We start from the raw sequence: 9750 nt of genomic DNA, 5'->3' as shown, positions 1-9750 counted from the left end.
CGCCGATTCCGCATTACGGACACGGCCCTCACCTCCCAGCCTCTCCCCGGTGGGGTCGCGACACGCCGACCCGCCGTTACGTCCCCGATCCGCCGGCATCCGTGACCAGCCACAGGCCGATGACCAGGAGAAACCCGATGGCCGAGCTGCACCGCTGCTACCGCGGCCCCCGCTGCGCGCAGCGCGAACCCGACCCCGACACCCCGCACATCACCCGGGGCGCGCCGATCAACCCCGCCGAGGGCCTGTGCGACGCCTGCACCCGCCACCTGCGCCAGGCCATCACCGACCTGCCCCGCGACTACCTCGACCTCGACACCGCGCTCGCCGGAACCCGTGACGGCCTGCGCCAGCTCGTCTCCGGAACCCGCGAACTGCCCGTCCCAATCTCGCTGAGCATCGAGACCGTGCAAGCCGCGCTACTGCACGAAGCGCAATGCTGGGCCGAATCCGTCGCCGACGTCCTGAACGTCGACTGGGACACCCAAGCCGCGCGCGACAGCCGCCCCGGCGCCGTCCTCGAACGGGCCGCGCGGCTGCTGGAAAACTCGATCAGCGTGCTGCTGGCCCTACGCGGCGCCGTCCACACCGGCTGGATCCTCGACGAGTGGACCACCTTCGACCGCGACGGCCTCGACGGCGCGGTGATCCTGCTCGACCTGTCCCACCGCGTCCGCGCCATCACCGGGCAACTGCGGCTGGTCCACACCCTGCCCGAGCCCTGCCCGCGCTGCGACCGCCGCGCCCTGCAGCGCGCTGACGGCGACGACGTCATCCGGTGCGGGTCCTGCGGCCAGCGCTGCACCTGGGAGGAGTACGAGCAGTCCTGCACCCTGCTCGGTGCACGAGGGGAGTCGGTGGCGTGACCGACCTGTACGGGCTGGCCGTGCACTGCCTCGCCGAGAACGCGCTGCGCCGCAACGCCCAGGAACACCAGGCGGACCATCTGACCTGGCACGACTTCGCCGACGAAGCCCGCGAGGATCTGGCCACAATGGCCGGCGAAGGGCTGCTCAACGTCTATCTCGCCCGCCAGATCCACGACCGCCAGGCCGCGTCGTGAAGCGCGCCGATCCGTGGCCGTGGCCCGGTGACAGCCCGCTTGACCGGGCGCGGCGGATCGCCCGCACCTACCGCGAGGCCCTGCTGCGTGCCGACGCCGAGGCGTGCGGCGAGGTCGACGGCCGCTGCCGCGAGCTCGGCCAGGGGTGGGTCACTCCGCGCCCGATGAACTTCGGTCACGACGACCTGCTCACGATGGAGGAAGTCGCCGACCTGTGCGACGTCCAGCCCGACACCGTCCGCCAGTGGCGCCGCCGTGGTTTGCCCACAGTGGACACAGCCGACGGACTCCGGTATCGGGTCGCCGACGTGCTGGCCTACCACGCCCAGCGCCGCCAGATCCGTGCCAGTTCGACTGAAAACCTTGATATGACAGGGAATTCGTGACGGGGCCGGGTGGCGCGCGCGGGCGTGACTGTACTACCGTGCACAGCAAGCACCCCTATGCCCAATGATCGGCAGGGGTGCACGGGGACGCGGAACTCGAACGGCACGGGCGAGGATCGCACTTCAGTGGCGAGGGCCTTCACCAGAGCCCGGTTCGCTCGACGCAATCATCGTCAACCACGGGAATCTGCCCGAAGCCTGCCCACGCACAGGTTGTGCAGTCTCTTGCCACTGACCACGGAGACCGAGGGTCGTGCCCACCAGCCCGCCCCGCGTCTGCCCGACCTGCCGGACCACCATCCCGCCCGGCCCGTGCCCGCTCTGCCGGCGGGAACAACGCCGCGAGGGCGACCAGCGCCGAGGCACCGCCGCCCAGCGCGGCTACGGCCACGACTGGCAGCTCACCCGCGCCGCCTACCTCCGGGAACACCGGCTCTGCACGCTGTGCAACCGACCGGCCACAGTGGCCGACCACCACCCCGAGACCCGCCGGTCCCTCGTCGCCCGAGGCGTACCCGATCCGGACGCCTGGCACCGGCTCCGCCCGCTGTGCAAGCGCTGTCACGACCGGCACACCGGCCTGACCAGCCCAGGAGGGTGGAACGCCACCCGGTCTCGATAGCATCGAGCCCATGCGCGAACTGCGGACGATCGGCATCAGTCTCGGCGTCACCGTCGCGCTGGCCGTCATCACCGTGTTCATCTGCGGCCCGGTGACCTGGTGGCTTACCCCGGACGAGGCCCAGCAGCTTGCATCGGTGGACCGCCTCGCCGCCGAGGCCGCCACCCGCGCCGTCCTCGTCCAGCTCGTCATCGCCGGGGCGATCGTCGCCGGGATCTACTTCGTCTTCGCTGTCCTCCGGCACGCCCGCAACAACGCTTGACCCGCCTGTTCAGATCCTTGCGGGCTTGCGCAGCCGGAAGAACGGATCGGGTTCACCGCTCGCCGCGCAGGGCGGACAGCGGTACTCCTGCCAGTCGATCTGCCAAGTCTTCATGGTCTCGTCCAGCGGATGCCCGTGCCGACACGTCGGCGGGGTCGCGAACCGGCGCAGCTCGTCGTCCCAGACCGCTTCGCCGTCCATCGGCGGGCGTGGGCTCCATCGTCGTCTCGAACTCATGTTCGACACCGTACGAGTGACGACGTTGAGACTCAAGGCGGTGTCCACGCGCGGGTGACGGAGACGACACGAAGCCCCCGGCCAGGAAGGCCGAGGGCTTCGGGGTGGTCTCGCGGCCGAGGCAGGGCGCCCACATGGGGCGCGCCACCTCGGCGGCGAGGTCAGGCGGCGTGGCGCAGCTCGTGGTAGGTCTCGCGCACGTGCAGCGTGGTCCCGACGCTGTAGGCGATCGCCACCAGCAGCTCGGCGTGCCCGGCCGACGCGCTCACGAAGTACGCGACCGACATGATCGAGGTCTCGAACACGGTGGCGGTGCGCAGGATGGTGACCAGGGTGGCGACGTGGGCGAAGATCTTGGCGAACATCGTGGTAGCTCCTTCAGTAACCTGTCCGGGTTGTTGACCGCTTAACCGGTCCTATAAAAGGATCTCCGCGTGATCGCACCCAAGATCAGGAGCCATCCGAGCGATACTTTGCCCCGCGCATAAGGAAACCCCGAGCAGCAGCCCGGGGTCTTCATGTCAGCGGTGGATGCCGAACAACGTCACCGTGCCTGGTGGTTCGCCAAGCTGGACCTCCAGCTCACGTATCGCCGCGAGCGCGCGCTCCGCCATCAGACGGCACGCCACATGCGTGTCGATGTCATCCGGGTCATCGACGGTCACCTGCACGCCCTGGTTCGCGTAGTTGAACAGATCCTCCAGTGCGCCAAGACCTCCGCGCGATTCCGGGAACGTCAGCAGGTGCGCAGACCCCGCGCGTCCGTACCTGCGCACGGGCGCGTCACGGTAGATCTCCCACAAGAGTTGTCGTTCCGGTGTGTCCAGCTCGACGCCCTGTCCGACCGACGTGTTGTCGAACCACAGGCCGACGAACCTGCCCGTCACCCTCACTGCGACCACTAGTTGGTCCTCATATCTCTGTCGTTTGTGGACTTGGTCGCACCCGACGATCCCGGACGCGCTGCGGCCGGCAGCAAGGAGCCGTTCGGGTGATTCACCGCCGCGGCCCGAGCTGCTCGCCCGGGGGGTAGGGGGTCGAAATCACCAGGACCACACGGCACCCAGACCGCGTCGGTGGTGTCGCGCGTGAAAACCCGCGTTTCGCAAACTCGGTGCTGACAGCCCAGGAGGAGCGCGCCGTGCCCGACGACCGACCACGCCGCTCGCGCCGGTTCCACCTCCAGCGCGATGACGACGTGACCGGAGCCTCCGGGACCGGCGGCATTGCCGAAGGGTGCTTGTGGCCGGACGGCAGCGCGAACGTGCACTGGTCCGGCGAGCACCGGTCCAACGTCTTCTGGCCGTCCATCGAGTCCGCCGAGGCCATCCACGGCCACGGCGGCGCGACACGGATCGTCTGGGACGACTGACTTTTCCAGCTCTGCACGCCATTCCGTCAACTCTGCGAGAACGGGAGGGTACGTGTACGAGCTGCGGGTCCCCGCGAACTACCTGTTCGGCCAGCTGACCAACCCGGCGGCCATTTCGGACACCACGATGGTGTCGACGGACTTCGCGGCTCTTCAATCGGGACTGTCCACCAACCTGTACATCCCGATCACGCTCCAGGACCCGGCGAACAAGAACTTCGAGATCGTGTGGGCGACCGCGCACACCGGCGCCTCGAACACCATCACCGTCGTGCGCGGCCGTGAAGGATCGACCGCGCGCGCATGGCCGGCCTCAACGCTCTGGGCGTGCGCGCCGACGCTGCGGGACTCGGTACTGCCGGTCGCGAACGCGGCCGCACTGCCGGCCGATCCGCACGTCGGCCTGCGCACGCTCCAGCTGGACACACAGGTCGCCCTTCAGTGGGCGTACCCGGGCGGCTGGGAGCTGGAGGCCCGCCGGGGAATCCTCGGCCTGGTCAAGCGCAACGTCCAGGACACGAACACCACCCAGGCGGACGGCCTCTTCGAAACGCTGACCATCCCCGGGATGCGCACGACCCGCTACTACAAGGCGGTCTGGACGTTCAACACGAACGCGTCCGGCGCGGTCAACCCGCCCAATGGAACGGCGAATATCCGGCTCTCGGCTGTCGGTGCGCCGGTCTCGACCGCTGACCCGGTGATCCGGACCCAGGGAATCATCAACCAGGTCTACACCAACCCGGCGATCATCGTGGAGACGATCTTCACGGTCCCCACCGACGGCACGTACCAGCTCGGCTGCTCGGCCAACTCCGGTGCAGCTTCGGGCGGCACGACCTTGACGATTCTGGCCTCCGGTGCGGCAGGGGAAGCCAACGCGGCGAACAAGCGCGCGTTCTGGGTCGAGGACATGGGCCTGAAATAGGCGGAAGCCCCCACGAGTTCGTGAGGGCTTCCAGGGCGAGCGGGACCGCTCAGCGCGCCACCGCGCGCGCGAACGCCTGCCCGGCCAGCTGCTGCGCCGCCTCGACGGTGTCAGCCTTCCCGTCTTCAATGATCCGGCCTTCCGGGAAGCATTCGCCGACCGTCCACGTGCACGGGCCGTCGCCGGTAACCGTGGCGTAGTAGATTTCGGCTTCGCCGTCGTAGTCGGTCGACAACGTCCAAACGGGACGGCCGTCATCCTCGGGCACGTCCTCGATCCACTCGCCGGGCACCTCGACGGTCGCGTTCTGCATCTTGTCGCTGATCTCCTGCGCCTCGGCCTGGAGCGCGGCGAGGGCGGTCTTGCGACACTTCTTGCAGAAGCCCGTGACCTGACCCGATTCGGCGAGCGCGGTGGCCTTCTGCACGGCCGCAGCGAGGTCGGTGGTGGTCAGCGCGTACACCCAGAAGGTCTGGTTCTTCGACAGCGCCGGGCACGCGGTCAGCGCGTAGTCGAGGCTGTCGAGCCCGCCTCGGACCTGCTCGTCAAGGCCCTGGATGTGGACGGCGCCACGGGCGTACACGACGTTGTAGGTGCGGGTGCGGGTGCGGGTGCCGGTGCTGGTGCTGGTGTTCATCGGGTTCCCCTTCGTTGCGACCTGTCCGGGTCTGTTTCGTTGGTGATCTCAGGATCAGCTCTGCGGACGCAGTTGGACCAGCGATCTTCGGTTCCGATCGTGTTCCGTGGACCACGTCACGGTGCGTCGAAACCGCTGGCACGCAAAGGGAAGACCCCACGCGTGAGCGCGGGGTCTTCGTTGGTGGCTCACTAGCCACCGACCACGAGGTCGGCCAGCTGAACCAGGCCAGCGAGCGCTTCCCGGAGGTCGTCTGCCGCCTCGGGGACGCCGTCAAGGTTTCCGGTGCGGCGCGCCTCGGCGAGCTTCCCGGCGACCGCGCCGATCTCTTCGATCGAGAGATCGAGCAGGCTGGCGTACCGGGCGCCCTCGGTGTCGCCAAGCGCGGGACCAGCGCCGAATTTGCGGCGCCACTCCGCGATCTTCCCGTCCGGTTCCCGGTCGTCGGGCGCATCGATCGTCACGGTCATCGGGCGGTGCGCGTAGGTCACGTTGATGTGCGAGGCCGAGTCGGTGTTCGGCGCGTAGCTCCACGTCGCGCCGAGCTTGTCGAACGCACCGGTGATCGCCCCTTCGACGCTGCCGTGGGCTCCGTCCCACGCGAGGCGGGCAGCTTCGATCTTGAAGGGCAGGTCTGAATCCTTGCTGGGCATGACGATCCTCTTCGTTTGTGGTGGGTGTTGGGGTGCGGGCCGGGGCGGCTCAGTCGTGGTTGGGTGAGCGCACGCCCCGGCCCGGCCCCTTGGTGGCCGGTTGGCCACCAGGTCACTTGGCGGCCTTGGCCTTGCCCCCGGCGGCCTCGGCCTTCACCTTGCCCTTGAGGTAGATGACGACCATGCCGTCCGCCTGCACCTCGTGGCTGAGGTTGACGCCGAGGCCGTTGCGGGCAGCCGCACGCCGGACGGCGGCCTTGACCGCGTCGATGGTCTTCGGGTCGTTGGCGATCGGGTCGAGCGCGAACGCCTTCTTCTCGGTGAAGCTGCGCTGGACGAGCTGTGCGAGCGGGTTCTGCTTGCCACCCCGGGCCGTGACGGGCATCAGGTCGACCTCCCGGGCGCCAACGGCCAGCTTGTCGAACAGGTCGCCGTTGCCGCGCTTGGGCTTCTTCGCGTCGGCCGGGGCCGTGGTGGCCGGGTTGGCGGTGCCCTCGGGGGCCTTCGCGTCGGTCGCCTTCGGCTCGGCCGGGGTCGTCGCCTTCGGGGCGGCGGGCTTCGCGGTCGCGGGCTTCGTCGCGGCGGGGGCCTTGCGGGCGGTGGTGGTGGCGTTGGTGGCCATGGTGTTTCTCCCTGTGGTGAGTGGTGGTGGGCCGGTGTGCCCGCCGTTGACACCAACCTTCGACTCGACCGCGCGAGCAAGACAAGCGCAGTCGCACCCGGATCACTGAGCCATTCGAGCGTTCACAGACAGGAGTCCGATGATCCCGATCCCGTGCCCGGCCGCCGGCGGATGCCGATGAGTAACCGCTACGTCGAGTACATGCCCATCAAGGACATCCAGGCCGCGACCCGGAACCCCAAGGAACACGACACCGCCGGCATCTCCCGCTCCATCGGCCACTTTGGACTCGCCGAACTGCCGCTGGTCGACGAACGCACCGGCCGCCTGGTCGCCGGGCACGGCCGCTACCTCCAGCTGCGCGCGTGGGCCGAGGAAGGCCGCGCCGCACCCGAAGGCGTGCAGGTCGACGAGGACGGCCGATGGCTCATGCCGGTCATCCGGGGATGGGCATCGCGGTCGGACGACGACGCCGAGGCGTACCTCATCGCGTCGAACCAGCTGACCGTCAAGGGCGGCTGGGACGACCGGATGCTCGCCGAAGTCCTGCACGACCTCGGCGAAGCCCAGATGCTCGACCTGACCGGCTACGACGCCGACGACCTCGCGGCGCTGGAAGACGCGCTCACCGCGGACGACGACGAGGAGGGCGAGCCCGGCGAGGGCGACCCGCCGGACAAGGGGGAGGCCCTGCGCTTGGCCGGGGTCACCGTCGGCGAGCCGGACTACGAGACCGCGACCGGCCAGATCTGGGACCTCGGCCGTCACAAGCTCGTGGTGGCCGACGTTCACACCGGCTGGCCACTGTGGACACCGCTGCTGGGTGAGGACGACCTGTTCTGGCCGTACCCGACGATGCTCGCGCCGTTCGCGCAGAAGGCCGAGGAGCACCGCGTGGTCATGGTGCAGCCGCTGCCGTACCTGGCCGGGTGGCTGCTGACCAAGTGGAAGCGGATCACCGGGAACGACCCGGTGCTCTCCACTCCGGCCGAAACGGGGAGGGCGGCATGACGACGATCTGGAAGTACGCGCTGGAGATCGCCGACCGGCAGACCTTGCAGATGCCCGCGGGCGCGCGGCTGCTGACCGCGCAGCTCCAGCACGGCCACTTGGCCCTCTGGGCCGAGGTCGACCCGGCCGCCGAGCCCGAGGACCGGACCGTCGCGATCGTCGGCACCGGCAACCCGATGCCCGCCGGGGAGGCCGAGTACGTGGCGACCGCGCAGGCATGGATCGGGCACCTGGTCTGGCATGTCTTCGAGGTGCGCCCGTGACCGGCACCGGCATCGTCGCAACAGCCGGCGGAGCCTTCGACCGCAGCGACACACCGATCTACTTCGCCGCCGGGGAATCCTCGGCGTACCCGCGCCACCTGCTGCTCGCGGTCAACGACTTGTACCACCGCAGCCAGGAACTACGGATGGTGCGCCTGCTCGACGAAGGCCACATGATCCTGCTGGACTCCGGCATCTTCAACCTCACCAACGAGCACAAGCGCGCCACCGGCTGCTCGATGGATGAGGCCCTGGCGCTGCCGCCGGACGAGATCCAGGGCTTTGACCGGCTCTTCGACCGGTACGTCGAACTGGCCACAAAGTACGAAGACCGGCTCTGGGGCTACATCGAACTCGACCAGGGCGGCCGGGAGAACAAGATTCGCACCCGCGCCCGGCTGCACGACCTCGGCCTGAACCCGATTCCGGTCTACCACCCGTTCAACGACGGCTGGGACTACTTCGACGACCTCGCCCGCGGTTACGACCGGCTGTGCTTCGGCAACGTCGTGCAGGCCAACCACCCCACCCGGGTCCGGCTGCTGCACACGATGTGGGAACGCCGCCGGCAGTACCCGCACCTGTGGGTCCACGTGCTCGGCCTGTCCGCCTGCGAGTGGTGTCTGCCCTGCCCGCCGGACTCCTGCGACTCCTCCTCGTGGCTGAACTCCCTGCGGTACCCGGCCGTGCGGACCGAGTCCGCCGCCCTGCGGCGCCTCGGCGAACTCGGGCACCGGTTCCTCTACAGCGAGAACGCCAACCGTGATGTCGCCTGCCAGATGCACGCCGACGCCATGACCCACACCCTCGCGGTCTGGCGCGCCCTCCAGGACCGGCACGCCGACTTCGGCGACGACCCGTACCCGGCCCGCGACGACCGTGAAGGCGAGCTGATGCCCTCGTGACCACCGTGTGGACCACCGTCACCCTGCCCGGCTTCCACCACTGGCCCGCCGCGACCGGCCGCCGGTCCTATCTGGCCGACCGGCACCGCCACCTCTTCCGCATCACCGCCCACGTGGCCGTCGCCCACGACGACCGGTACGTGGAGTTCCACGACCTCCAGGACATCATCCGCGCGTGGTGGGGCACCGGGCCGCGCGAATGCGGCTCGGCCAGCTGCGAAGACCTCGCCCGCGACCTGTGGACCGTCCTGGAAGAGGGCTACCAGCTGGAGCCCACCCAGGTCGAGGTGTCCGAGGACGGCGAGTCCGGCGCGACCGTGACGGGAGTGTCCTGAATGGCCAGCACCGTCACGATCGCCCACAACTTCGAGACCGCGCACCGGCTCCCGCACCTGCCCGGCAAGTGCACGTCCCTGCACGGGCATTCGTGGTGGGCCGAGATCACCGTCACCGCCGCCGACGTCGACCCGAACGGCGTGGTCGTGGAGTTCGGTCCGCTGAAGAAGGCCCTGCGCGGCTGGATCGATGAGCACTTCGACCATGGCGTGCTGCTCGGGCCGGACGACCCGCTCGTCCCGCTGCTGCGCGAGCACGGCTGCAAGGTGACCGAGGTCCCCGGGTGGCCGACCGTGGAGAACGTGGCCGCCCACCTCGCCGCCGTGGCGGCCGGACTGCTGGCCGAGCTCGAGCGCGTGCCCGGAGCCCGGGTCACCGCGGTCGAGGTGCGCGAGACCCACGTCAACCGGGCTGGGTGGTCCGCGTGACCGCGACTGCTCCAGCCACATCGGA

Annotated in this window: 18 protein-coding genes; 12 read left to right on the top strand and 6 right to left on the bottom strand. The window is 69.4% G+C overall.

Going from position 1 to position 9750, the window contains the following annotated elements; all coding sequences use genetic code 11:
• Window positions 1-137: 137 nt before the first annotated feature.
• The 5 genes from C2L58_RS46900 to C2L58_RS46885 all read left to right on the top strand — a co-directional run bounded on the left by C2L58_RS46900 (window position 138) and on the right by C2L58_RS46885 (window position 2333).
• The gene (locus C2L58_RS46900; protein WP_103344090.1) at window positions 138-866 is read left to right on the top strand and encodes a hypothetical protein; all 729 of its coding nucleotides are present in this window, start codon (window positions 138-140) and stop codon (window positions 864-866) included.
• On the top strand, window positions 863-1063 hold the full coding sequence (locus C2L58_RS46895; protein ID WP_103344089.1) for a hypothetical protein: 201 nt from the start codon (window positions 863-865) through the stop codon (window positions 1061-1063). Before C2L58_RS46900 ends, C2L58_RS46895 begins: the two co-directional genes overlap by 4 nt.
• A complete protein-coding gene (locus C2L58_RS46890; RefSeq protein WP_103344088.1) occupies window positions 1060-1449 on the top strand; it encodes a helix-turn-helix domain-containing protein in 390 nt (129 codons plus the stop codon). Before C2L58_RS46895 ends, C2L58_RS46890 begins: the two co-directional genes overlap by 4 nt.
• A gap of 253 nt (window positions 1450-1702) precedes the next feature.
• Window positions 1703-2071, top strand: a complete 369-nt coding sequence (locus C2L58_RS49110; protein WP_146073846.1) for an HNH endonuclease — start codon at window positions 1703-1705, stop codon at window positions 2069-2071.
• Between the two features lie 10 nt (window positions 2072-2081).
• The gene (locus C2L58_RS46885) at window positions 2082-2333 is read left to right on the top strand and encodes a hypothetical protein (RefSeq protein WP_103344087.1); all 252 of its coding nucleotides are present in this window, start codon (window positions 2082-2084) and stop codon (window positions 2331-2333) included.
• A 9-nt stretch (window positions 2334-2342) separates the two neighbouring features.
• Here the strand turns inward: C2L58_RS46885 and C2L58_RS46880 are convergent, their stop codons facing one another.
• The 3 genes from C2L58_RS46880 to C2L58_RS46870 form a co-directional block, all read right to left on the bottom strand.
• Window positions 2343-2534, bottom strand: a complete 192-nt coding sequence (locus C2L58_RS46880; RefSeq protein WP_103344086.1) for a hypothetical protein — start codon at window positions 2532-2534, stop codon at window positions 2343-2345.
• Window positions 2535-2731: 197 nt separating this feature from the next.
• On the bottom strand, window positions 2732-2935 hold the full coding sequence (locus C2L58_RS46875) for a hypothetical protein (RefSeq protein ID WP_103344085.1): 204 nt from the start codon (window positions 2933-2935) through the stop codon (window positions 2732-2734).
• A 156-nt stretch (window positions 2936-3091) separates the two neighbouring features.
• Window positions 3092-3457: a hypothetical protein gene (locus C2L58_RS46870; RefSeq protein ID WP_146073845.1), complete on the bottom strand. Its 366-nt coding sequence runs from the start codon at window positions 3455-3457 to the stop codon at window positions 3092-3094.
• Window positions 3458-3711: 254 nt separating this feature from the next.
• On the opposite strand from C2L58_RS46870, the gene C2L58_RS46865 reads away from it, so the two are divergent.
• Together C2L58_RS46865 and C2L58_RS46860 are read left to right on the top strand one after the other, a co-directional pair.
• Window positions 3712-3942, top strand: a complete 231-nt coding sequence (locus C2L58_RS46865) for a hypothetical protein (RefSeq protein WP_103344083.1) — start codon at window positions 3712-3714, stop codon at window positions 3940-3942.
• A gap of 52 nt (window positions 3943-3994) precedes the next feature.
• Window positions 3995-4870, top strand: a complete 876-nt coding sequence (locus C2L58_RS46860; protein WP_103344082.1) for a hypothetical protein — start codon at window positions 3995-3997, stop codon at window positions 4868-4870.
• 49 nt (window positions 4871-4919) lie between these two features.
• Here C2L58_RS46860 and C2L58_RS49105 read toward each other — a convergent pair whose 3' ends face one another.
• The 3 genes from C2L58_RS49105 to C2L58_RS46845 form a co-directional block, all read right to left on the bottom strand.
• Window positions 4920-5507: a hypothetical protein gene (locus C2L58_RS49105; protein WP_146073844.1), complete on the bottom strand. Its 588-nt coding sequence runs from the start codon at window positions 5505-5507 to the stop codon at window positions 4920-4922.
• A 191-nt stretch (window positions 5508-5698) separates the two neighbouring features.
• Window positions 5699-6160 carry a hypothetical protein gene (locus C2L58_RS46850; protein ID WP_103344081.1) on the bottom strand — a complete coding sequence of 154 codons (462 nt, stop codon included), beginning with the start codon at window positions 6158-6160 and terminating at the stop codon, window positions 5699-5701.
• Window positions 6161-6272: 112 nt separating this feature from the next.
• Complete coding sequence (locus C2L58_RS46845) at window positions 6273-6782, bottom strand: hypothetical protein (RefSeq protein WP_103344080.1); 510 nt, start codon at window positions 6780-6782, stop codon at window positions 6273-6275.
• A gap of 177 nt (window positions 6783-6959) precedes the next feature.
• Here C2L58_RS46845 and C2L58_RS46840 point away from each other — a divergent pair, with 177 nt between their 5' ends.
• From C2L58_RS46840 to C2L58_RS46820, 5 genes are read left to right on the top strand one after another with little or no spacing between them, the layout of a single operon-like run.
• Window positions 6960-7793 carry a hypothetical protein gene (locus C2L58_RS46840; protein WP_146073843.1) on the top strand — a complete coding sequence of 278 codons (834 nt, stop codon included), beginning with the start codon at window positions 6960-6962 and terminating at the stop codon, window positions 7791-7793.
• On the top strand, window positions 7790-8056 hold the full coding sequence (locus C2L58_RS46835; protein WP_103344078.1) for a DUF7352 domain-containing protein: 267 nt from the start codon (window positions 7790-7792) through the stop codon (window positions 8054-8056). The genes C2L58_RS46840 and C2L58_RS46835 overlap by 4 nt, the downstream gene beginning before the upstream one ends.
• On the top strand, window positions 8053-8961 hold the full coding sequence (locus C2L58_RS46830; protein ID WP_103344077.1) for a hypothetical protein: 909 nt from the start codon (window positions 8053-8055) through the stop codon (window positions 8959-8961). The genes C2L58_RS46835 and C2L58_RS46830 overlap by 4 nt, the downstream gene beginning before the upstream one ends.
• Window positions 8958-9296, top strand: a complete 339-nt coding sequence (locus tag C2L58_RS46825) for a hypothetical protein (protein ID WP_103344076.1) — start codon at window positions 8958-8960, stop codon at window positions 9294-9296. Before C2L58_RS46830 ends, C2L58_RS46825 begins: the two co-directional genes overlap by 4 nt.
• On the top strand, window positions 9297-9725 hold the full coding sequence (locus C2L58_RS46820) for a 6-pyruvoyl trahydropterin synthase family protein (protein ID WP_103344075.1): 429 nt from the start codon (window positions 9297-9299) through the stop codon (window positions 9723-9725). It begins immediately after the preceding gene.
• Window positions 9726-9750 lie beyond the last annotated feature (25 nt).

It is taken from the genome of Amycolatopsis sp. CA-126428 (assembly GCF_002904335.1).
Classification (GTDB): domain Bacteria; phylum Actinomycetota; class Actinomycetes; order Mycobacteriales; family Pseudonocardiaceae; genus Amycolatopsis.
The sequence above is the reverse complement of the archived record's forward strand: the minus strand, read 5'-3'. Positions and strand labels throughout refer to the sequence as shown.

Bases quoted from the DNA above. Each gene is read 5' to 3' on its own strand.
- C2L58_RS46885 (WP_103344087.1), top strand. From the start codon at position 2,082: ATGCGCGAACTGCGGACGATCGGCATCAGTCTCGGCGTCACCGTCGCG.
- C2L58_RS46845 (WP_103344080.1), bottom strand. From the start codon at position 6,782: ATGGCCACCAACGCCACCACCACCGCCCGCAAGGCCCCCGCCGCGACG.
- C2L58_RS46875 (WP_103344085.1), bottom strand. From the start codon at position 2,935: ATGTTCGCCAAGATCTTCGCCCACGTCGCCACCCTGGTCACCATCCTG.
- C2L58_RS46900 (WP_103344090.1), top strand. From the start codon at position 138: ATGGCCGAGCTGCACCGCTGCTACCGCGGCCCCCGCTGCGCGCAGCGC.
- C2L58_RS46840 (WP_146073843.1), top strand. From the start codon at position 6,960: ATGAGTAACCGCTACGTCGAGTACATGCCCATCAAGGACATCCAGGCC.
- C2L58_RS46820 (WP_103344075.1), top strand. From the start codon at position 9,297: ATGGCCAGCACCGTCACGATCGCCCACAACTTCGAGACCGCGCACCGG.
- C2L58_RS49105 (WP_146073844.1), bottom strand. From the start codon at position 5,507: ATGAACACCAGCACCAGCACCGGCACCCGCACCCGCACCCGCACCTAC.
- C2L58_RS46850 (WP_103344081.1), bottom strand. From the start codon at position 6,160: ATGCCCAGCAAGGATTCAGACCTGCCCTTCAAGATCGAAGCTGCCCGC.
- C2L58_RS46835 (WP_103344078.1), top strand. From the start codon at position 7,790: ATGACGACGATCTGGAAGTACGCGCTGGAGATCGCCGACCGGCAGACC.
- C2L58_RS46880 (WP_103344086.1), bottom strand. From the start codon at position 2,534: ATGGACGGCGAAGCGGTCTGGGACGACGAGCTGCGCCGGTTCGCGACC.